The following is a 26166-nucleotide window of genomic DNA, read 5'->3' on the forward strand; positions in this document are numbered from 1 at the left end:
TTGAATTTACTAGACTTTTCTTAGTTAATTAAACATGTGTGGACTTGAGTGTATTACAAGTAGGCACTTAATATAAAGTCATAGGAAGAGGTTATGTCAGCAGTAGTAAAGTTTTTTAAAAAGGTTGTTTCAGCAGCAAGGTACTTAGTTACTGGTACGTATTCCGGTACTGAAGGTAATGATAATATTGTTGCAGTCTCTTTAAGTTTAGGTTGGGGAGATGGAATTATCACTAAAGGTGGAAATGACATAGTAACAGCTGCGGCTTTTAGCCTTAAAGTAAAAGATACCTGGGGGAACCTCACTGTAAACGGGGCAGGTGGATATACCCAAATATATAAAAGTGCTAATGGTAACCTAAACTACTATGGAGCTTCAGGAGCTTTGAAAATTGAGCATACTGGAAATACTGGAAATGTAAATCTCTATGCAATTGCAGCCTCGAGTACCGCACTTAGAAAAGGTATATCAGGGAATATGAATGTATGGTCTGCTGCTGCACATACTTCCTATAAATTATTTACAAAAACTGGAAACATGTACATAAAAGCTTTTTCGGCATATTTATCAGTAAAAAGAAGTAGCAATGGGCATAAATATTCATCAGGAAATGTAGAGTTAGTAGGAGCTGGTGCTTATGTAAACGTATACAGTGATGTGGATACTGGATCATTAACAGGATATGCACTTAGTGGTAATGGTGTATTTAAAAGATATGGACGAAACTCAGAAGTAGATTTAAAGCTTGTGGGTATGAATAATGAAGTCTATCATAATTCAACGAAGGGTAATACAACAGTATACGCAGTTGGTGGAAGAAATTATATAGAGAAAAAAGGTCGTTCCGAAAATGATTACTCAACAGGAAATCTAAATGTAACGGTTGCTGTACTTAGAAATAATATTATACATGAGACAAGATATGGTGATACTACAGTTACTGGCCTAGCCGCTAGCTCCAAGATTACAAGAATTGGGGAAGAAGGTAATGCTACAATATTTGGATTGGGTATAGATAATGAGATAAATATTCAGATGAAAAAAGGACATTTGGATTTTACAGGAGCAGGTGGCTCAAATAGAATAAATATTAAAGGTTCAGGTAATAGTGTCTCTAGTAGTAGAACAGTTTCAGTAGAGAGTGTAGGTGCGTATATTTCAGATGGAATGAAATTTATACTTACCCTTCCTGATAATTTTAAGAGTGGAGATACTATTTGGGCTAAGTTTCAAGATGGACAATATGTAAAAGGGATTAAGTTTCGATTAGATATTACGAATAATAATATTAAAGCAACTACCTTAAAAGCTAAGTATGTAACCAGTACTAATATAGATTTTGATTTTGAAAGTGGAGGGAGTAGTCAACTATTAGCCAATATATCAACGGGGGCGGGGTATGGATTGAAAAACCTATCCTATGAGGGTATAACTGAAAGTGGAATGATTACAAATGGAGAAGATTCAAAGTTTCAATATATATTAATAAAAAAAGAGATAACAGACGAATCAGGCGATAACAAAACAATAAATCTTAGCGAAGTTAATATAACTGCTAATGGACAAGATATATGTGGCCAAATAGTATCAACTACAATGTCATCTGTGTATAGTAATAGTTATAGGAGCAATAATCTATTTGATAATAACAATAATAGTTTTACACATACAGCTAGTAGTAATGAACAATGGATACAGATAAAATTAGATAAAGCATATAAAATAGATGAACTAGAAATCATTGGACGAAGTGGCTACGATCACAGAAATAAAAATATAAGTATTTATTTGGGAAATGAACAACTTTCAAATAAAAATATTGATTACTTAAATAACAGTAATGACATATCGTCATCTGATATAGTTTTTAATGCTGGAAGAGTAGGGAAAATTATTTCTCCTACGTTAGAAAAAAGAGGCATCAAGCTTAGTGAGAAATTAATAGTGCTCAGAGATACCTATTTAATTAATTCTAATTTGGAATTAAACACTTTGTCAAATTCAGCATTATCCCTATCGAATATATTAAAATCTCATAATGATATTACCTTAAACACAAAAGATGGTGCCTGGACAAATAATATTATTCTTCCAGATGATGCAAGTATTGGAGATATAGTTACATTAAAAGTGGATTCTTCTCGGGCTGTAAATATAAATGTAGATGGTAATGTCAAATCCGTTAGTACCGGAAGTGAAGTTACTTATATAAAATCAAGTAATGAGTGGAGAGAACTGTATGGAAATGTTTCTTCAATTAAAGAAGATTATTCTTCAAATATTAAATTAGTAGGATTAGCGAATATTATCTCTCATACTACTGCAAAAGGTGATATTATTGTCAGTGGAGGTGGAGGATATACCGAAGTTACAAGAATAGCGTATAATGCTTCACTAACTGCAAATCTAGGTGGAATTGTCAATAATGTTTATTTGAAATCTAATTATGGAAACTATACCTTTAATGGTGTAGGTGCTGGAAATATCTTAAAAAACTATTCTAAAGATGGTTTCACAAAAGTAATTGCGGGTGGTCTTGGAAACAGCTTAACTCGAGTAGGTCATGGAAACGGTGATATCATTATGGTTGGTGGTGGAAACCATATTAACTGGACAGGTAATGGAAATCTAAAAGCAAAACTTGGAGGACTTACCATTAATCATCTGACACGTAGAGGTGATGGAGACAATGAATTTATCTTAGTAGGCTTAATAGGAAATATCGCTAATATTTATGGGACAGGTAATCTTACATTAGGTGGCTTAGGACTTGCAAATGTCATAAAAAAAGATGGTAATGGTGATGCTACAATCATTTTAGTAGGTGGAGCAAATATCTATCACCAACAAGGGAGTGGTTCTCTAAAAGCCTTTATGTTGGGTGGTGCAAATGTTTTATTGAAAAGAGGAAATGATAATATTTATGCCTTCATGGCCGGTGGAGTAAACTATATTGGGCAAGTGGGACGTGGAAATCTGTATGCTGGAATGCTGGGCGGAGCTAATGTTATTACTAAATTTGGAGATGGAGATGCTTATGCTTTAATGGCAGGGGGATTAAATGTTTTAGTTCAAGTCGGAAATGGTAAAACAATAGCTGTTATGTATGGTTATGCGAATATTTTAACAAAAATTGGTGACGGTTTAACTATAGCTGCATTATTTGGTACAGCAAATGTATTTACACATATTGGAAATGGAAATACAATTGGAGTTATGATTGGTGGATTCAATGTATTTACCAAAGTTGGAGGAAAGAAAGGTGATTTAACCATTGGTGTAATGGTTGGACTGGGCAATGTATTCACTCATAAAGGAGATGGAGACACCTTTGCTTTAATGACAGGTGGCGTTAATGTCTTCACAAAAATTGGTGGTAAGTTAAATGGATCTGGACTTGAAGATGATGACTTAACAATTGCCGCAATGTTCTCAGCTGGAAATATATTTACCCATATAGGAGATGGTATAACTGCTGCGTTAATGGTAGGTACTGGAAATGTCTTGACTAAAATAGGAAATGGGTTAACCATTGGTGTTATGGTTGGAACTGGAAACATATATACTCATGTAGGTAATGGAACTACACTGGGATTAATGATTGCAGCAGGAAATATTTTTACAAAAGTTGGAGATGGAATAACGATTGCAGCTATGTTGGGTTCTGGAAACATCTTTACTCATGTGGGAGATGGTCTCTCAGGTGCAGTGATGCTAGGACTTGGAAATGTATTTACTAAAGTAGGAGATGGAGTAGCCTTAGCAATTATGCTAACACCGCCAGTTGGTCCTACGGTAGGAAATGTTTTTACCCACATAGGAGATGGTCTAAGTGGAGCGTTAATGTTTGGTGGACAAGCAAATATTTTTACCAAAGTTGGAAATGGATTAACTGTGGCTGCTATGATAGCTGGAAAAGGAAATATATTTACGCATGTAGGAGATGGAACAACTATTGCGCTTATGATACTTTCTAAAGCAAATATATTTACCAAAGTTGGAAATGGATTAACCCTTGCATTTATGCAAGGTGACGCAAATATTATGACGCATGTGGGTGATGGACTTACTGTTGGGATTGCCATTGGTAAAGTAAATATTATCACAAAAGTAGGTAATAATGAATTAGTAGTTGGGCTATACGGCAAAGCCAATATTGTAACACATGTAAGTAGCGAAGCTAGTAATACATTTGCACTCGTTAAAGGAAACCTAAATGTTATTACTAAAGTAGGACCAATGGATGGATTTACTGTAACTGTATCTCCTTTAGATAGTATTGTTTCAGATACTGTTTCTCCAGAAGATCGAATACTTGCAAGGGGAGATATTACGAGTAATCCAATGGGGGTTATTTCTAGTGTATTAGATGGCATGAATACCCTAATTAGTTCTACCTATAATGATATTGTGAGTAGACGTGGTAGCATGCTCGCTGGTGTAGCAATTGGTGATGCAAATATTATTACCCATGTGGGACGTGGATCAACCAACCTTTTAGTACATGGAAAAGCCAATATTATTACTAAAGTAGGAAATGGAAGATCTATTGTACTTGCTAATGGAAAAGCGAATATTCTAACAGTGGTAGGAGATGGAGATAGTATACAAGCAGCAAAAGGGGAAGCCAATATTATTACTAAAATTGGCTCTGGTTCGTCTGCCGTTTTAGCAATTGGAAAAGCAAATGTTGTGACTAAAGTAGGCGATGGACTACATATTGGAGTCATGCATGGAAAAGTTAATGCGCAAACTGTAGTAGGTGATGGTATGGTTATTTCTGCTCAAAATGGTAATTTTAATTTAAATACACGAGTTGGTAATGGTACAAATATTAGTGTTGCAAAAGGAAAATATAATCTCAATGTTCAATTTGGGGATGGACTAGGGATTTATGCTGCAGCAGGCCGAGGTAATGTATCAATTAAAATTGGTAACGGAGATTACTATGGAGTAACTATTGAAGTAGGAAAAGGAAGTGCCAAAGATAAAGTAAAAGCACTCTTGTCTGAATTAAAAGGTACAGGAATATCTGTACTTGCAAGTGGAACAATATCAAGAATTGTCAATGGAGATGAGGGAGGTACGGTAACCAAACATGGGCATACAACACCCACAACTTCCATTCCAACAGATTTAAAAGGTATCAAAGTTTCTCAAGATGAAGATTCAACTACAAATACAAATGATTTTAGTAAAAACGTAACAAGAACAAATGAAAATGGTAATAATGAAGATTATAACTCTAGTGATAAGAATAATATAGAAAATAATAGTAAACAACAAGCTCAAGCGGCTACGGATGCACAAAATAATGCAAATAGTGATTCAAATAAAGTAAAAGATGATGTAAATAGAGGTCAAGAAAAAGTAGAAAAAGAGAAAGAAAAAGTAGACAGTTTCAAAAATGATATAGAGAAAGTAGATACTGATAAGTTAAATGAAAATGCAATAGATTTAAAATCATTTATAGAAACTCAATTAGGCAGTGAGGGTTCAAATTATGATAAAGCAAATGTAGCAACGGAAAGTGAAGTATCAGGGCAATATACAGTTTATTCAAAAGTAACTGCTGATGGAAGTTCTTTAAGAAGTGAGTTTGCAGCTATCAATACAAATGTGAATCAACATTTAGATACTTATGGACAACAAGCACAAGATGCCATAACACAATCAAAAGAAGAGAGTTTAAAAGTTGATATTCAACAATCAATTGATGCTGCGAAGGAAAAATACACACAAGCAAAATCTGATGAAATAAAAGCTAACGATGATGTAGTTAGTTCACAAAGTGAAGTGCAAAATAGCAAAAATAATGTAAATAGTGCAACAAGAGATGCAAATAGTAAAAGTGCAGATGCACAAAATAGAGCTACTTCTGCTTCGAGTGGTACAGCAGATAAACGAAAATCAGATGCCACGAGTGTTGAGAAAACTATAAGTACAGGGTTTAGCAGTAAATTGAAGGACAGTGCTACTTTACTTACGTCAGGGGTTGTCCCTTCAGGTTTAAATGCAGATGTGGATCAAAATAAAGTTGAAGATGAATTAGAGGCAGGTATAAATGCGTTAAGAATCAATTCTCGAAATCCAAATGTAAACCATGGAGATAAAGTTCAAACTTTAGAAGAGAAGTATACTAAAGGTAAGGACTTTGTTAAAGGGTTGAGTGAAGTTGAAAAAGTAATAACTAGAAAAGAAGAAACTACACAAAATAGTGAAGATAGCGATAAAATATTAAAAACACGGTATCAAATTGGTGATTTACCTGAAAAAGACAATGGAACACCTGTTGACTTTAATGGGGAGCATTTGGGTAAAACTAATTATTTAAGAAAACTTATAACTCTAAGTTCTTTTAATAAACTTGTGCCTATAAGAAGTTTAAAGGGGAAAGATAAATTAGCTAGACAGATTTATGATTCATTGGGAAGTATTGATAAAATTAGTTTTGAAAAAACAATTAAAATAATTGATAAATATAAAGAAAGATATCCTGATTCACTTGAAAAAATATCTGAATTAAAACGATTAGTTGTTAAGGGCTTAAAATATTATGAAGATGGTACAAAATATACTACCCAAGAAAGTCTTAATGCCTTAGATGAACAAGAAATACCTTTTAATAATAAACATATGAAACAAGAATTACTAGATGCGAAACAAGTTGGTGAAGAAGTATATGATAAAGCAAGTTTAAGTAGTAAAGAAATAGACGCTATTCAATGGTATACGAGTGTTGGCTTCCAATATATCAACTCTTATCTTCGAAAAAGTGAGAAACTTATACTTCTTATGAAAGACAATTCTATTAATGCGATTAAAGGTATGAGCAAAATGCAGACTTTCGAAGGGACTACTTACAGGGCATTTTTGCCCGGTGCTACTTTAGAATCCTTAGAAAGAAAAATTGCTGTAGGGAAATTAGTTGGTGATAAAGGGTTCTCTTCTACATCTACTAGTGGAGATTTCGCGAAAAGTTTTCGAAGTGGAAAAAAAACTGTTATTCTGACTATTCTTGATGCTAAAGGGGTCAATATTGCAGGACTTGCACAATCGAATCAGGCAGAAGTTTTATTATATCCAGGTTCTCATATGCGTATAGAGGCGATTAAAAGAACAGATCAGAATTTACATATTATTGCTAGATATACGGAAAATTTTAAAGCAGGTGAAAAAGTACTTAATCTACATGATGGCAGTGAGATTGGTACGGCTATAGATAAAAACACCTCTACTGTACGTGAAGATGCAATTAAGTCGATTGATGATAAGGAAGTTACTGAGATATTAAGAGGGGAAAATGAGTTAAATATTAACCATTTATCCCGTAATCCGGATAGTTTTGAAGACACAACATTAAGCCACTGGGATAAATTAACAACAACTCAAAAAAAGTCAATAGAATACTCTACTCTTAGTGATAAAAAAACGAAAATGCAAAACTATGATCATCAAATAATCGTGCAACTAGAAGATGATATAACAGTAAGAGATTCAAGCTTTAAATTAGCACTAAAACACCCAGACCAAACAACAATAATACAAATGAGCAAAGATGGGTCGTACAAAGTTATTTATGGAAAAGCATTATCAGATGTAGATGGAAAACTTAGAATTTCAGGTGTAGGTTATGGAAGAGAAAATTCTGATGGGGTAAAAACATTGGGAGGAAGAAATACAAATGATTTTGTAGACAATATTAAATCTTTAAAAAATGACTTGAAATCAATAGCTACCATAGATAGAGTAAGTCTCATTGGATGTAACCTGGGAGTGAATAATCATATAGATGACAACAATAATGATTATGGAAAAAATTTGATTACAGCACTGAAAGACAATGGCATCACCACTAGTGTATCTGTAAGAAATGCATATGTTGGGATTACTGATGATGGTAGAAAAGTTATGTCAGAGGATGGTTCTACACAATGGAAAAATAAAAGTGCTGACGATAAAACTGTTTATCGTTTTGATCCTGATACTAATAATGTAATTAGTATTGTAAATGATAGAAACAAAGTCACTGTTTATAAGTATACAGGAGGGCACTTAGGTACCGTAGATATACCAAAAATTGTATCATTTGTATGGGTAGGAGGAAGACTATCCGACAGTGATTTAAAGAATATGAAGTCTTTTGTAGATACCGCATCTGATGATACTAAAAGGTACTTATATTATGATCCAAATGCATTGATGGCTAATTCAGTTAAAAAAGCTATTAATGCTTATGCTAAAAATATATCTGATGATGCAGGCATCCGAATACAAACTATAATTAAATTGGAAGAACAGTATCTAAGATATTTAGAAGCTCATGGAGCTACAGATGATTCTAGAATCTCTTTCATGGTCGACAATTTAGCCGCTGAAAGGGGAAAACTTAATAAATTTTTAAATGGGATAAAAAAATTCTGGGATGTTGATTTTGATAAAAATTCTGAAGGAAAAATAGAATTAAAATCTGTTGAAGAATTGTTTAGAAGTAGTGATCCGAAATTAAAAGATGCATATAATAGAGAATTAATGTATAGGGGGGGTGTTTTAGCGGGAGCTTCAGATGTTATAAGGATCGCGGCTTTAGATAAGCATGGCGGAATTTATACAGATGTTGGAGCATATCCTAGAACTAAAAATCATGGTTATTCATCAGAATCTTTGAAACTTGCATTTAAGAGTGTTGAGGATGATAAACCAGCGCCTCATCCTTCGACGGTTATTACATTATTCAAACTATATAATAGGCTGGTTCCTAATAATTCTTTAATGTATGCTCAAAAAGATTCTACTTTTACAAATTTTTTAGTTAATGCTGTGATTAGAGAACATAATAGTATAAAAAATGATATTTTTAGAGAACTTCAATATAAGGTGAAAACAACATATCTTTTAGATGTTTTTACTGTAACTGGACCAGGGTTACTCGCTGAATATCTTAATGTTAATAATATAGGCGATCTAAGAGATTATGATGAGAATATTTCTATAAAGAATAAATCATCTTGGCAGAGTAATAGTAATACAATAAAGAATACTCTTAGATATAAAGTATTTATTCTAGACCCTGATGATTTAACAACCACCCAAAAAAAAGAATTTCATGATTATATATTAGCTAATTATACTGATAGCATGGATGTTACAAAAATAGTGGTCTTGGATTCAAAAAGTTTAGATAAAGAAAAATATCGACCTTTGTTTACTGGATCGAATCTTTCAGATAAATATTGTTTTTTTGATGTAGATGAAATATTACTAAATAGTTCTGAAATAAGTGTATATGGATCAAATGATACTTATAATAAAATAATAAGTAAAGTAGGGACAATAGATAAGGATATAAGCAGACAAACCGATACTTCTAATTTTATAGGTGACATTAAAAAAAGTTCAAAAAAACCTACAGATGTACTAGTTATGATCTCAGATAAAGATGGTAATTATGACAGTTTAAATGACATAGATTCTGTAAGATTTCATGATAAAACAATTGTTCAATACGATAGAAGAACAGAATCTTTTACTGTTATTCAGGGAAATATAGAAGATATTAGTCCAAGATTTAGATTAAATATTATTGGTACATATGATACTTTGTCTGACGATAGTTTAGATTTAAAAAATATTGCTAAAAATTTTAGAGATAAGATACCAAATGCTATTGAGGAGCTAAGAATATTGGCTACAGGCATAAAAGAGAATAATGATGTTCTTCCATTAGATGGAGTTGAAAAGTTCAATGAATTTATTGTCGGTTCTTATAAACCAAGTCTAAATTATTTTACTTCCAAGCCCTATTATGATATAAAATCTTATTATAAATTTAATACTTATACTAGTCGCTATCGAGAAGTTCATTTTAGTTGCACCATAAATAATGTTGGTTTAGATAAAATTTATAATATATTTTCTCAAGTGAATAATTTATCAAAGGATGATTTTTTACTTCAGCTGAATGTTCTTTTTAATAAATCAGATGCTGCAGACTTAGATCGTCTTACTAAATTACAAGCAAGTATACCTTCTCCTGATATATTGTATATTAATAAAAAACCTCTTATTGATATAGATGCTTATCCTGATATTTTGAAGGATTCAAATAGTTTTAATAGGAAACTTCGATCTTTATTTAAGAACAATTCACTTTTTAGTGATGAATATGTATATGATAAATATTTACTAGAACAAAAAAAGACAAAACTGTTAGAATCTAATAGTGATTATATGAGGTTAAGAACAAATAGTGATCGTTGGGACGAGAATAAAGTTACTGAGTTATTTAAAATTATGTATGAGGCTCATTCTGAAGCATATAAAGATCTATATGGTAACGATTATGGTTACTTACCTGATTTAAACATATATGATATGCAAGATAAAAAAAATGACTATATTGGATCGTCTGGGATAAAGATAAGCATGGATTTAAGGAATATTACAAGTGAAGAGGTAGTATTAAATTTAAAAGCTGTACTCTTTGCAGTAGAAAACAATGAATTAGATAAATCAAGTGATAAGATAAGTTCAAATGACTTCAAATTAATAAAATTAAAAAAATATTGCGGTTTAATATCAAGCAGAGGAACTGCCTTGAGTACAAATAAAAACTTTTTAAGAACAAGTTCAGAAAATAAGCAACTTGAAAGCATTTTACTGAGAAAGAAAGAATCCCATGCATTAACAAAATTATTTACAGATGGGTATAATAGGTCAACCTTGCAAAATTTAGTGAAATTAAAATATTTTTCATACTATTTGCCATGTAAGTACTATAGTCAAAAAAGTAAACTTGCCAGAGAAATTTATAAACACCTTGACAGTCCAGATGTAAACAGTATTAATGCTCTTAAAATATTAATGAATGATTTTAAAGAAAAATATCCTAGTTCTAGTAGAATAGATGCACTCACACAACTTGAAAAACAAATCAATGATAGCGTAGATTATTATAATAGTATTCAAAGTGTATCAGATGACAATTCTGTCTCTAATGATTCTAGTTATTCTACAGATTTAATTGAAATTGTAACTGAATTTGTTGATGCTAAAATTGAAGAAGCAACTAAGACTTCATTGATAGATTCACTAATTGATGCAATAGATGATAAAAGTGAGTCATCATCTTCTTTTGAAAATAATTGGAAAACAAAATTGAAAGAATCATTGCAGTTAGCAAAAAATGAGTTAGATGTCGAGCATTTAGATAGTAATCCTGATTCTTTTAAAAATACAACATTAGGCAATTGGGATAAATTCTCAACAACTCAGCTAGAGTTAATAGAATACAGTGCAATAATAGATAAAAATCCAAAAATGCAAAACTATGACCACCAAATCATCGTGCAACTAGAAGATGATAAAACAGTAAAAGATTCAAGCTTTAAATTAGCCCTAAAACACCCAGACCAAACAACAATAATACAAATGAGTAAAGATGGGTCATACAAAGTTATTTATGGAAAAGCATTATCAGATGTAGATGGAAAACTTAGAATTTCAGGTGTAGGTTATGGAAGAGAAAATTCTGATGGTATAAAAACATTGGGAGGAAGAAATACAAATGATTTTGTAGACAATATTAAATCTTTAAAAAATGACTTGAAATCAATAGCTACCATAGATAGAGTAAGTCTCATTGGATGTAACCTTGGAGTGAATAATCATATAGATGACAACAATAATGATTATGGAAAAAATTTGATTACAGCACTGAAAGACAATGGCATCACCACTAGTGTATCTGTAAGAAATGCTTATGTTGGTATTACTGATGATGGTAGAAAAGTTACGTCGGAAACAGCAGAACAAGGATCATGGCGAAATAAAAATCAAGATGGTAAAACAGTCTATACAATAAATAACAATGGTGATGTTGTAAGTAATAATAATAATTATATAGGAACAGTCGTAGAGTATGGGGGGAATCATCTGGAAGGGAACATGGAAGTTAATTTAGAACTTGTTAATAAAAAATATAAAATATTAGAAGACATGAAAGTATCATTAAGTACAATAGACAAAGATATTGCAGCAAGAAAGATATTGTCTCAAGTTGAACAAATACATCAAACTGTAACTGATAAAGACCTTCTATCACTTATGTTTAAAACACTAAAAGATATCGATACCTACCTTATTAATAATCCTGATAAAAAGAAAAAAATATTCAGCACGGGTAATCAAAATAGAATAAATGAAAGCTTGAGAACACTAAGGTTTCAATTAAAAGGACCACTTACCTATACTGTCTCAAAAACAGATAATATAGATAAGCAAAGAATGTTTGATAATCAAAGAAGTGAATTTATTTTATATGAGTCTAAAATATCTTCTACTCAAGAAATCAAGGTTAGAGATGTAGATGTGAAAATCTATTATGATCAATTTACTACCACTGATGAAGATAAATTGTTAGTAGAAACAGCAGTAAAAAATGCAATAGAAAAACATATGAAATTTGGATTATATTTTGATTCTTTGCCTAGAGATATAGATGTTATTATAAGAAGAGATGGGGGTGTTCAAACGCAATTCTTTGCAGGCAGTTTAAAAAATACAATAATTTTAGGAAAGAGCTTTTTTGAATCCACTGATTTAGGAGGCGTAGCCAATAAATATATGGATACTGCTAATACTAATAATGAAAAACTATATAAAAAAGCTGAGGCAACTATTTTTCATGAATTAGTACATGCCGCACAGGAGTCTTCGAAAAGTAAAAAGTTCTGGAGATTAAAAAGTAATAATACTACAAAAGCAATTGATATATCTTCAGATATTAGTGCTTATGCAACAAGTAATCCTTTAGAATTTGTGGCTGAAGCATTAACATACAAAGCTTATATAGGAGATGTTTCAGACGAAATAAATACTGAATTATCAAAATATTTCAGAATTGAAGACAGTATAAATATAGGTATTCCGATAAAACACTTAGAGAATATTAATAATTTTAAGGACACACAATTATATGCATGGGAAGGTTTGACACTAAGAGAATTTGTTAGATTACAGGATAAAAAACAAACAAAAGTTATGCAAAGTTATGACCATCAAATAATAGTACAACTAGAAGATGATAAAACAGTAAAAGATTCAGCTTATAAGTTAGCATTTAAACACCCAGATCAAACAACAATAATACAAATGAGCAAAGATGGGTCGTACAAAGTTATTTATGGAAAAGCATTATCAGATGTAGATGGAAAACTTAGAATTTCAGGTGTAGGTTATGGAAGAGAAAATTCTGATGGGGTAAAAACATTGGGAGGAAGAAATACAAATGATTTTGTAGACAATATTAAATCTTTAAAAAATGACTTGAAATCAACAGCTACAATAGATAGAGTAAGTCTCATTGGATGTAACCTTGGAGTGAATAATCATATAGATGACAACAATAATGATTATGGAAAAAATTTGATTACAGCACTGAAAGATAATGGCATCAGCACTAGTGTATCTATACGCAATACTTATGTTGGGATTACTGATGATGGTAGAAAAGTTACGTCGGAAACAGCAGAACAAGGATCATGGCGAAATAAAAATCAAATTCATAAAACGGTATACAGTATTGATGAAAATAGAGATGTAACAAGTAGCAAACAATCCATATCAGGAGATTTATTACATGCTAATACATTAGAAGATGCATCAGAGAAACTTTTACTAGAAGATTCAAATAGATTAGTTTCAAATGACAGAGGGAATATTCAAGATGTTGATTTCAATAAAGTTGGAGACTCCTTGAGCAATGATAATGTGAATCCAAACGATCCGACTGGAATCAATAACAAAGTAATAGATAGTGATAAAATAACTGAGATTGATTCCAGTGTTAAAAAAATTGGAGACTCTGATAGTGCTCAAAGACAATTAAAAAAAGAAAGATTTGATCAGTCCATATTTGATGCAAAAACAACGAAAAAAACAACGAAACAAAAACTGGCATCAGTAGGTGCTAATATTCAAATAAATGTGGGAGATGGAGAGCATACAACACTTTATTATGGAAGCAATAATATTGATATAAAAATAGGGAATGGTGGACATAAAACAGCTATGTTTGGAGATAATAATGCCTTGATGAGTATTGGAAATAGAGAAAATACGCATACAGCCTTTGGAGAAGCTTCCCATACGGTTGAAGTTGGAGGATACACTGCCTTTGAAGGAGTTCAAATATTAGTGGGACAAAGAAATATTGCTTATAATTATGGGGATAGAAATGATTTTATTGTTATGTTAGATAAATCAGTACCTATTATTCCTCTTCTAAACCCCTTTGAAGGTGCTTCTGGTATTTCTTCAACGTTAAAGAAAATAGCAGAAACTAATAGTGATGAGAGAGAAGCGTTATGGACCTTTGATAAAGCAAAAACATTCTCAACCAGTATGAGTGTTTTAGATATAACAAGTACAGTAGAGTATACAACTCTACTTGATGTAGGAAGTGAAAATGACATCTCTGATAGAGGAATCAAATATGATACAGAAGCCTCTTTAAATAATGCAATTAATGGTGGGGGATCAACAGCCCCTGTTTCTAAAGAAGAGATGAAAAAAATGAAGCTTAAGGATAAAGCAAAAGCTAAATTGAAAAATGCAAAAGCAAGTGTTTCCAATACTTCTATAAACTTTATCGTTACAGGTCGTGGTTCAGATATCATCTTAGCCAATGGTAACTTCTCTTTCATCTTTGGAGACAATATTCAATCAGCACTTGACACAACTGTGGCATCGTTGTTTGGTGTCATGCAACAAGGATTTACATCCACTGGAGCACCCACAAATACATTTACATTCTCTCCTGCAGATTTAAAAACACAGTTGGGAAATAATATTAAAAATAGATTGGCAAGTTTAACGGAGGATACTACGGTTGGAGAAATGATGAACTATGCTTATACACAAGATGGACATGTCTATTCCCAAGATGGACAAAAAGTCGATGTGGGGAATATGGTAAGTGAATTGTTTACTACCATACTTAAAGATAGCTATAAAGGCTTGATTAAGACCTTTACCAATCCTACTAAAATCATTAATACGATTAAAGAAATGGGAGGTGCTGGCGTAGATATGATTAAAAATGGGTTAGGAGCACTTGGCCTACCGGTAGGGACTGAGGATGAAGATAGTACCGAAACTACAACAGTAACGACACCTATAACACAAGAAGATGAAATAGAAGGAAAATCCTTTGGATTTTCTGGATTAAAAATGCCTTCGTTCTTTGATATACTGAAAATTCCAACAATGCTTACTAAAATACCTGCACTTGTAGAAGATTTAGGAAAAACCTTAACAGGTGATGTTAACAACATGAAAGACAAAATGTTGACTTTTTTTACTGAAACGGGATATATGAAAGATGATGGAGATTTAATAGTCAGTCTAGGTTCTCAAAATTTTGTTTGGGGTGGACACGGCAAAGATCTTATTGCTTTACTTGGCGTTAATAATAATGTATGGGCAGGGGAGGGTGATGATGTTGGATACTTAATGGGGGAAGGAAATACCTTTAGTGGAAATAACGGAAATGACACGGCTGTGATGATGGGACAAAACCATATGTTTATTGGTGGAATGGGAAATGACCTTGCTATTGCATCAGGAAGATACAATAATCTATTTGGCGGAGCAGGAAATGATCAATTGTGGGTCTTTGGTAGTAGAGGATTAATTACTGGTGGTGAAGGTGATGATTATATTGTGGCAACTGGAAATAACCATGATATCAACGCAGGAATAGGGAATGACTTCTCTGTAACAATGGGTTCAGGGAATAAGATTTACTTAGGAGTAGGTGATGACCAAGCTAAAATATTTGGAAACAAAAATAAACTCGTTGCAGGCGAAGGTAAAGATATAATTGATATTTATAGTTATGACAGTGTTATTCAAACAGATAATGGAAATGATACGGTAATGGCCAGATCAAAATCTAAAAATAATAAAATCTATACAGGAGCTGGTGACGACACTATTTTTATAGGGGGATTAAATAATGAATATTCAGCTGGTACGGGACAAGATATTTTTATTATGACCAAACAGAATATAGAAGGGCGTATTACTGATATAGAAGCCTCTGATATGATTGTATTTAATAATTTCTCTTATAAAGATTTATGGTTTGAAAGAAGTTTGAATAATTTAATTATTCATAATTACAATGGAGGTTCCTCAAGTGTAGGTACACAAGATTGGTTTGAAGAGTTTGGCGCAATAACAGTAGATGATTACTTTAAATCTGATAATAAGCGAGCTTCGATAGTTACTTCAGTTAAAACTGATCTTAATGGTAAGATCGTAGAGTATGAATATTTTGATAATAATGCTTTCGATAAGTTAGTAGAAATTATGGCTAGTTCAGATAGAACAAAAGGAAGTGATGGATTTATGACAAATAAACCCTTGGACTTTAAAAATGATATATCTCTAGCGTGGAATAACAGAAGCGATGCTGCAAGAGTGATAGCTTAGAAATAAATAGGAAAGAACAAAAAGAGAGATATGTCCTACAAATATTAGTTGAAATTGCACTTATTTTTATAATTGTCGCTCAAAACTCTCTTTATAATGCTAGAATGTCAAAACAAAGAAGAATTAGCTGACTTATTCAGAGGATTCAATTATTTAACTAACAAAAAAAAGGAAAAAAAATGGAAGAAATATACGCAGATACGATAGTCGGAATAAATTTTAATAACGGTGTTATAAAAATGATTCTAGCCAATCAAGATTTAGAAAATGTATTATTAGAAGATAATAATAACTCAGGTGAAGTAAAAATGAAAAGTAACAGAGTTATCAATATGTCCTTACCCGGATTTTTATACTCTGTTTCAGTTATAGAGAGTTTACTTAAAGACCCTCAAATGATTAAAACCATAGAGGCCTATAAGAAAGCAGGCATCATAAAAGAATAAGTAAAGAGAAAAATAAAAAATCTGATACTTTTGAGTGTTTAACAAAAAATTTCATAAAAGGAAGATTGAGATGAAAAAAATACATGTAGATACTTCAATGGGGATACACATGCAAAATGGAATTGTACATATTATTTTAGGAAGTGATGATTTATCACAAAAATTCTATAAAGAGAATGATATAAATGAAGGAAATACAAAAGCTACAAGTATCATATCTATGCCAATACTTGGATTTATAGAAACACTCAATATCTTCCAGAATTTTGCAAAAGAGCCACATATTAAAATGATTTTAGATTCTTATGCTGATGTTGGTGTATTAAAAAAGGATAAATAGTGGAAACAAGTAACAACTTAAATCGTATGGATATTGAAATATTAAGTGATGCACTTTTTCTAGCTTTACACAGTGAAGATTATAAAGATGTCACTATCACAAGTTTTTATAATCGATTTATTGAAACCATTAAAGTTGGAAACTTTCAATTATTAAGAGAAAAAGAAAGTAATCTTTCTATTGCCTTTACTTCATGGGCATTTGTAAGTGATGAAGTACTTTCAGAGTTAGTAGAAACAAGAAGAGATATAAAAGAAGAGGAAATCAATAGTGGAGAGAATCTATTGTTTATTGAGCTTTTTTCTACCAGTAATAATTATTGGGATTTTTTTGATTTCTTAACTAATTATTTTAATAATGAATATCAAGGAGAATATTCTGTAAATAAAACAAAAATATTTACTTGTTGTGGAATGAAAATTGGTTTTGAAAATGATACGGTAAAAATAACCAGACCTGATGAACAGTTGAGCTTATAAATAGTATGAAAAGAAGAGTTGTTATAACAGGAATTGGAATTAAAAGTCCTATAGGAAATTCATTAAGTGAATTTCAAGAGAATCTATTTGCAAAGAAGAGTGGCATTCAAACAATGAATTGCTGGGATCCTATAATTGGCTTAAAAACAAAAGTAGCTGGAATTGTTGTAGGTATAGATGAAAAAGAAATACCAAGAAAAAACAGACGATCTATGGATAGGGGCTCTATTTTAGCAGCATTGGCAAGTAAGGATGCCATTTTTGATGCAAAGCTAAGTCAAAAGGAAATTTCCTCTTATCGAACTGGTATTTCCTATGGTTCAACAGTGGGTGGAGGTGCAACTTTAGAAAAAGTTTTTGGTGATTTAAGAGAAGATAAGTCCTATATGAAACAAACATCCATGGATTTTTTAAAATACATGTCCAATACTGTATGTGCGAACTTATGTTCTTATTTAAATATAAAAGGAATAAGTATTCCTATATGTTCTGCCTGCACCTCTTCTTCTCAAGCTATAGGAATGTCTTATGAATTAATACAAAATTCTCAAATGGATAGAATGATTTGTGGTGGTGCAGAAGGGATGCATCATTCACTGGCATCCATCTTTGATGTGATGGGTGCTGCTTCCTCTGCTTATAATCAAACACCGGAACAATCTTCTCGCCCCTTTGACAAAAACAGAGATGGGGTTGTAGTGGCAGAAGGTGCGGGTACTCTCATACTTGAAGATAGAGATACAGCTCTTAAAAGAGGTGCCAAAATTTATGCAGAAATCATATCTTATTCAACCAACTGCAATGGTAGTCATATGACCAATCCAAATGAAGACAGTATTATTCATGTGATGGAAAGAGCAATAAATAATGCAAATTTAAAAGCAACTGAGATTGATTATGTTAATGCCCATGCTACATCAACATATTTGGGTGATATTGTTGAATCCAATGCAATATATAAACTATTCAAAGATAAAGTTCCGGTTAGTAGTCTCAAGGGTCAAATAGGACATACTTTAGGTGCCTGTGGAGCAATTGAGTCTATAGCAGCTATTTGCTCCATTATCCAAAATAAATTACCTTCAAATATTAATATTGACAACTTAGATGAAGAATGTTCATCTTTGGATTATATTAAAGAAGTAAGAAAACAAGAAGTCACTATCGTACTAAAAAATAATTTTGCATTTGGGGGAATTAATACTTCTCTTATTTTTAAAAAATATACTTAAGGAACTCTAATGACTAATGAAATTATTTTTAATCAAATTGTAGAAATATTAGTTGATGAATTTGAAGTTAAACGCACTCGAATCAAACTCAGTAGTAGTTTTTATTTCGATTTAGGACTTGATAGTTTGGATTTAATCGATTTATCTCTTTTATTAGAAAAACAAACTAATAAAGTTATAGGAGTGGAAAAATTGAAAGATGTCACTAAAATAGAAGATATTATTCTGCTTTTCCAAAATTGATAATTCCATGAAGTACGAAAGCATGGTAAAGACTTTATTGATAACAAGTTTATTTTGTACAAATACTTATTCAAACAGCATATTATATGAAGAGATAAAAGAAATCATAGAAATTGATTTAAAAGATCAACGAACTGAAATTAGTTTCAATGAACTGTTTAAAAGATCACTTAAATATAACTTTGATATTCAACAAATAGAAAATAAAAAATTAACCATTAAAGAAGATATAGATATGGTGAAATTAGGGTACTATCCCCAAATTAATTTAGATTATAACAAATATAAATCTTATAAAGACTTCGAGGGAGATACTAGTGCGTATAGAACTACTAAAGCAACTTTTTCCATTAATAGCACTTTAAAAGTATATGATTTTGATGCTAAACAAACACAAATAGATATCCTAAAACAAGACAGTAAGATTAGTGATTTAGGTATCTGTGAAGCTAAAATACAATCCTCCTTGCAGCTTTTAGATGCTTATTACTCTATTCAAATTAGTAGAGCTTCTATTATCGTTTTAAAAAAGTTAATCCTAGAGCATAAAACAAGATTTGATATGAAAACAAAACTTTATGAACAAGGTTTATTAGGCGCCATACAGCTCATCACTGATAAAGCCACACTCTTAAATGCTATAAATGCCTTAAATACCCAAGACAATATAAGAGAATATTACACTGCAATTTTAAAAATAAAAACTGGTTATTCGTTAAATTCTAATATAAAACTGGCTCCATTAACCCATCATTATAATAGTGAAGATAAAAACTATGAACTTAATTACATTAAAAGCAAAATTAAAGATGAAAAAATAAATAAAAATAAAAAAGAAATAAAATTTTATCAATACTCTGCAATGCCAACAGTAGATGTGTATTTTAACAATGATTTTTATAACGAATACTCAGAAGGATATCCTAAATACACTAATAAAAGAGATTATAGAGTTGGGCTTAATTTAAAATGGTCTTTAAATAGTATTTTTAAGTATGAGTCCAAAAAAAGAAGAAAACTATTAGAAATAAAAAATGAGGAAATTCTATATAATAAAGTCAAACAAGAAACAAGCATTGAACTTAACAGAAGATTTATAGAAATAAAGAACTATGAAGTCTTTAAAAGAGTTAGTGATGAGAAAATTTATACTTTCCTCGATGAAATAGATAAAAATACCCGAATGTATAATGAGGGTTTGGAATATAAATATAAAATAAGTGATTCAAAAATTAAAATATATAATGAAGAATTGGATGTAATTAAAAGAAAATTTCAAAATATTTTTTATAAAAAATATATTTCTATTGTCTTGGAAAAGGATAATATATGCACTCTTCTTTAATCTCTTTGCAACTCATTGGACGTTTTTATGATGTACCTATTAATATAGACAGCATTATTAATGAATATGCTATACAAGAAGAAATATCCATAGAAGAAGTGATTTTAATTGGAAAAAATGAAGGTTTTAATATTAAAGCTAAAAACATGGATCTAAAAGTTCTAGTTGAACATTATCCTTTACCAATGATGGTTCAACTCAAAGATAATACTTATGCAGTTATTTTAAAAGCCAATATTGAAAGAAATGAAGTTGTTATCTTTTATACTAATGAACATGAACCAAAGCTTATAGAGTTTGAGCAATTGGATCAAGATAAAGAAAATTATCTTATACTATCCGAAAAATATTTTACTAAACAAATTAAATTTAGTTTCTCTTGGTTTTATCGACAAATACTACATCATAAAAAAGTGATGTCCGAAGTACTCTTGGCTTCCTTTGTTATCCAACTCTTTGCATTAGTCACACCACTGTTTACTCAAGTTATTTTAGATAAAGTCATTGCCCATGGAAGTTTATCAACTTTAAAAGTGATTGGTATTGCATTTATCACTGTTGGAGTATTTGATTTTCTACTCAATGTAGTAAGAAACTATGTCTTCTTTCATACTTCCTCCAAAATAGATGCTACTTTAGGATCTAAGTTATTCAAACACCTTTTGTCTTTACCCATAGCCTATTTTGAAAGCAGACAAGTGGGTAATATTTCCGCACGGGTTCGAGAGCTGGATGAAATTCGAGATTTTATTGCTGATAAATCTATTAATGTATTGTTAGATTTACTTTTTTCTATTGTTTTTGTAGTGGTAATGTTTTTTTATAGTGTAAAGCTGACTTTCATTGTATTGGGTATTGTAACACTTATTGGACTCATCTATTTAATCTTTACCCCACTGTTACGAAAAAAATTAGAAGAAAAGTTTCAAATGGCTGCTCATTCAAATTCATATTTGGTTGAAGCCATTACAGGCGTGCAGACAGTTAAGTCACTAAATGTGGAAGGATCTATGGAAAAGAAATGGAATAATCATCTTGCAAAGTACGTGGAAGCAGGTTTTGATCTATCTAAACTCTCCAATATCTTAAGTGGTTTCAGTGCTTTTCTTCGACAACTTATGACTATTGGTATTTTATATTTTGGTGTCCTTTTAGTTATTGATCAAAAACTCTCAGTAGGACAACTTATTGCTTTTCAAATGTTTGCCAATCAATTTATAGGTCCTATTTTAAGACTGGTTAATTTATGGAATGACCTTCAACAAGCATTATTATCCGTTGATAGAGTAGGTGATATTTTAAACACTCCAACTGAGCAAGATGTGGAAAATGCTATTACTTTGTCCAAATTGGAGGGAGACATAAAATTTGAAAATGTTAATTTCAAATACTCTTTAAATACTCCAAATATTTTAAATAATATTTCATTTACAGTAAAATCTGGACAAACTATTGGCCTAGTTGGACGAAGTGGCAGTGGAAAAAGTACAATTACTAAGCTAGTACAAAGACTCTATGTGGTGAATTCCGGAATGATTTATATGGACGGAGTAGATTCTCGACACTTAAACCCTAAATGGTTAAGGGGACATATAGGTGTGGTATTACAAGAGAACTTTTTATTCTCAGGAAGTATCAAAGACAATATTACCTTATCTAAACCGGCAGCTACTATGGATGAGATTATTGAAGCTTCAACCATGGCAGGAGCGCATGAGTTTATCAGTGAGTTTTCTGAAGGCTATGATACCGCTGTTGGTGAGAGAGGTTCTGCACTTTCAGGAGGTCAAAGACAAAGGGTGGCTATTGCACGAGCACTTATTACAAAGCCCAAACTATTGATCTTTGATGAAGCAACCTCTGCTCTTGATTATGAAAGTGAAAAAATTATTCAAGATAATATGAAAATTATTAAACACAATAGAACCATGTTAATCATCGCACACCGCTTATCTACTGTAAGAGATTGTGATGTAATCTATGCTTTGGATAAAGGAGAAATTTTAGAGTTTGGCTCACATGATGAACTCATGGAAAAAGAAGGGTATTACTACAGTTTAATTACTCAACAGGGAAGATAAATGAAAAAGATATTTTTAAAAACCAAAGAAATCCTCATTATGGGAATAGCCAATAAAATTGTAAAAATAGCTCTTAAAACCAAAAAGTATTTGGGGTTAAAGATGTCTAGTAATAAATATCTCTTACAAGATAAACACACTTTTAAACCTCTACTTATAGAAATAGAAGACAGACCCGCAAGTCCTGTAGGACATTTTATCCTATGGGCAGTCATTGGGGTATTTACTGTAGGAGTGATATGGTTAAGTGTCTCTGAAATTGATGTGGTAGTAACAGCACGGGGAAAGCTAGTCCCCAGTGGAGATATTAAAACAGTGCAGTCCACTTACAATGGAAATATTCTAGATATCTTAGTAAAAGAAGGGGACAGTGTCAAAAAAGGACAATTGCTTATCATAATGGATACGAATATCATAGAGACACAAATGGAAGCCAAATCTGAACTTATCAAAGAATTTGATGTTAAGATGTTACGACTTACTGCATTGATTGGAAATGAAGTTTTTGAATATAAAAACTCTATGAATGCCCAATATTATAAATATGAAAAAGATATATATAACAATGAAAAAAATTCTTATAATCAGCAACTGTCTATGTTGGAAGAAAAAATTAATGATGTCTCACAAAAAATGAATATTGCCAAACTGGAAAAAGAAAACAAACTTACAAATCTGGACGAAGAAGAGATTAAACAGGCACATTATAAAAAAGTCATTGATATTATTCCTCGAATACAATATATCCAAATACAATATAAAGTAGTTTTTTTAAAAAATGAAATAAGAACCTATGACAATAGATTACTTGGGTTAAATAATAATCTTCAAGAACTATCTAAACAAAAAGCACTCATTAGATTTACTAATAATGCTAAATACTATAAAGAATTAAGGGAAATCGACCAAGTTAAAAAAAAACTTATTGTTGAAGTTCAAACACTTCTTTTACAAAAATATAAATATAATATTGTTTCACCTGTGGATGGATATATCCTAAAGCTAGATGTGAATACCCAAGAAAGTGTGCTGACTTCAGCCCAAAAGCTCATGACAATAGTGCCAAGTACCGTCAAATTAAGAGCTAAAGTAGATGTAGAAAATAAAGATATTGGATATGTCGGAGATAAAATAGAAGCTTTACTTAAAATTGATACCTTTGATTTCCAAAAATATGGATTTATACACTCAAAACTTTTAAAAATATCCAGCAGTTCCATTGAAAAAGAAGGGGTAGGTTTAGTTTATGAAGCTGTGCTTGAATTGGAAACAAATTATTTTCTTTTTAATGGGAGTAAAAAACGCTTAAAACCAGGGATGACTGTAACTGCTGAGATGAAAGTAGGGAAAAGAAAACTCATTGAATTCTTTATTTATCCTGCTATTAAGTATTTTAATGAAGGTATGAGTATTATTTAGGCTTAATGAAAAATACGGGGATTAAGGGACTGTATACTACCCCAACTTGCAACCCCATTGACTTAAGAGAATAAAAATTGCTAGAGAAGTTTCAAAAGTATAAAATAATGAAACAAATAAAAAAATCACAAGAGCAATTAGAAGAAAAATTCTTTCTAAAGAGTTTAAAAGTAGTAGCAAGATGAAAGACACAGATTTTACAAGAGAAAGGAAACTAAATTTTATAACAATGATGAATATAATGATTAAAAAAAGTAGTAAATCTTTACAGAATACTCTTAATGAATCAAAAGAAAAAATATATGAACTATGCCATAGTGTTTATGTAACAGTCAGTAGTGGTGCGTACACAAGAGCTAGAGCGAAGCTAAATTATAAAGCATTTATAGAACTATCAGAATTAGTAAGAGATGGTTTTTATGAGGATGGTGAGTATCAAACATACAAAGGCTATAGATTGTTAGCAGTAGATGGCTCTATAGTAACTCTGCCAAATACAGATGATGTAAAAAAAGAGTTTACTGCAACTAAAGTAAAAAATCAGAAGCCAGAGTTCTCAAAAGATGTAGTCTTAGCAAGAGCGTCAACCTTGTATGATGTTTTAAATAATATTGTCATAGATGCAAGTATCAATGATAAGAGTATCGGAGAGAGAAAGTTAGCACAACAACACCTTCAATATTCAGATAAAAAAGATTTAGTTATTTATGATAGAGGGTATCCATCTTATGAACTCTTTGCAGAGATAAATGAGAAATCCAATTATCTCATGAGAATAAGAAAAAATAGCTTCAATAAAGTAAAATTCCTATTTAATAAACACTCTAAAATAAAAGATACTATTTTAGAAATCAAAGCTCCTAAAAAAGTAAAAGATAAATTAGAGAAAAACAATCTTCCAACAATTATGAAAATAAGATTCGTACAAGTGATGCTAAGGACTGGTGAAGTAGAAGTATTGGCTACAAATATTTTAGATGATGATATATTGCAAACATCAGACTTTAAAGAGTTATATGCTTTAAGATGGGGTATAGAGACTTTTTACCATATTATAAAAAATAGATTATCATTAGAAAACTTTACAGGCTATACAGCTCTATCAGTAAAGCAAGATTTTCATATAACAATGTTTTTATCAAATTATGAATCACTCTTATCTTATGATGTAAATATAGAACTGAAAGAGAAAACACTGCAGAATAGATATTCTCAAAAAGTTAATAAATCCATATCTTTCAATACAATAAAACAAAAGAGTTTTGAACTTTTTTATAGCAATAAACATATAGATAAAATACTTGAAAATATGCAAACTCTGTTTATGACTAATACAGTAATTATTAGACCAAATAGAATGAGTAAAAAAAGACTGGATAAGGATAAAGACAAATCTACAATCTATGTAAATTCTGCTAATTTCTTTAAAAGAAAGAAAAAGGCAATCGCATGATTTTAGATGGTTTTTATGCTTAAGTCAATGGGGTTGACCCCAACTTGTCAAGACAACTGAGAGTGTAAAGTAAACTGTGTAAACCTTAAAAATTAGATTCATTTGATAAACTAATCAAGTGAATTATTTACAAGGATTTACACTGGAATGTCCCCTATAAACTAGACACTAATTAATCCAATAATTTAGATAGTATAATGATATAACATTATGAAAATTATAGGGTTGAAAAATGGCAAGAAAAAGATACAGTGAAGAGTTTAGAATAGAGGCAGTAAAACTATAATGCCCCTAAAAATCAAGACAATAATTTCATAAGCAACTGCTACTTTATTCTACACTTTTTAAATAATCAAGATAGACATTCATAGGTTTTCTATAATCTAAACTTGAATGAAATCTCTTAAAATTGTATTTGTAAATATATGATTTTACTCCTTCTTTTAAATCTCGAATTGTCTCATAATCGTTGATGTAAATATTGCCATGCTTGAGAGTTCTAAAAAATCTTTCAATTACAATATTATCTATACTTCTGCCTTTGCCATTCATAGATATTTTTGATTTAAAGTAAAATTTTTTAGGCTGAAAAGTGCTTGAAACTACTGTATAGTAATGGTTAAAAAGGTTT

General features: G+C 31.1%; 10 protein-coding genes and 1 pseudogene. 10 read left to right on the plus strand and 1 reads right to left on the minus strand.

Annotated features, from left to right (window positions below):
- The first annotated feature begins 93 nt into the window (after positions 1-93).
- The 10 genes from MOV42_RS00980 (at position 94) to MOV42_RS01025 (ending at position 25535) form a co-directional block, all read left to right on the plus strand.
- Positions 94-16497, plus strand: a complete 16404-nt coding sequence (locus tag MOV42_RS00980) for a C80 family cysteine peptidase (RefSeq protein ID WP_324171954.1) — start codon at positions 94-96, stop codon at positions 16495-16497.
- A 179-nt stretch (positions 16498-16676) separates the two neighbouring features.
- Complete coding sequence (locus MOV42_RS00985; RefSeq protein WP_324171955.1) at positions 16677-16943, plus strand: hypothetical protein; 267 nt, start codon at positions 16677-16679, stop codon at positions 16941-16943.
- A 70-nt stretch (positions 16944-17013) separates the two neighbouring features.
- The gene (locus tag MOV42_RS00990; RefSeq protein ID WP_324171956.1) at positions 17014-17283 is read left to right on the plus strand and encodes a hypothetical protein; all 270 of its coding nucleotides are present in this window, start codon (positions 17014-17016) and stop codon (positions 17281-17283) included.
- The gene (locus MOV42_RS00995) at positions 17283-17762 is read left to right on the plus strand and encodes a toxin-activating lysine-acyltransferase (protein ID WP_324171957.1); all 480 of its coding nucleotides are present in this window, start codon (positions 17283-17285) and stop codon (positions 17760-17762) included. Before MOV42_RS00990 ends, MOV42_RS00995 begins: the two co-directional genes overlap by 1 nt.
- Before the next feature lie 5 nt (positions 17763-17767).
- The gene (locus MOV42_RS01000; RefSeq protein ID WP_324171958.1) at positions 17768-18994 is read left to right on the plus strand and encodes a beta-ketoacyl-[acyl-carrier-protein] synthase family protein; all 1227 of its coding nucleotides are present in this window, start codon (positions 17768-17770) and stop codon (positions 18992-18994) included.
- A gap of 9 nt (positions 18995-19003) precedes the next feature.
- Positions 19004-19237 (plus strand): phosphopantetheine-binding protein, encoded by a 234-nt coding sequence (locus tag MOV42_RS01005; RefSeq protein WP_324171959.1) that lies wholly within the window; start codon positions 19004-19006, stop codon positions 19235-19237.
- A 37-nt stretch (positions 19238-19274) separates the two neighbouring features.
- Positions 19275-20582 (plus strand): TolC family protein, encoded by a 1308-nt coding sequence (locus MOV42_RS01010; RefSeq protein ID WP_324171960.1) that lies wholly within the window; start codon positions 19275-19277, stop codon positions 20580-20582.
- On the plus strand, positions 20567-22663 hold the full coding sequence (locus MOV42_RS01015; RefSeq protein ID WP_324171961.1) for a type I secretion system permease/ATPase: 2097 nt from the start codon (positions 20567-20569) through the stop codon (positions 22661-22663). The genes MOV42_RS01010 and MOV42_RS01015 overlap by 16 nt, the downstream gene beginning before the upstream one ends.
- Positions 22664-24082, plus strand: coding sequence for an HlyD family type I secretion periplasmic adaptor subunit (locus MOV42_RS01020; protein WP_324171962.1), 1419 nt, complete (start codon positions 22664-22666; stop codon positions 24080-24082). It abuts the gene before it with no gap.
- 148 nt (positions 24083-24230) lie between these two features.
- Complete coding sequence (locus MOV42_RS01025; RefSeq protein WP_324173041.1) at positions 24231-25535, plus strand: IS4 family transposase; 1305 nt, start codon at positions 24231-24233, stop codon at positions 25533-25535.
- Positions 25536-25865: 330 nt separating this feature from the next.
- Here the strand turns inward: MOV42_RS01025 and MOV42_RS01030 are convergent.
- A pseudogene (locus tag MOV42_RS01030) lies at positions 25866-26096 on the minus strand (integrase core domain-containing protein); the annotation flags it as partial.
- Positions 26097-26166 lie beyond the last annotated feature (70 nt).

The sequence above is a fragment of the Sulfurimonas sp. genome (genome assembly GCF_029027405.1).
Classification (GTDB): domain Bacteria; phylum Campylobacterota; class Campylobacteria; order Campylobacterales; family Sulfurimonadaceae; genus Sulfurimonas.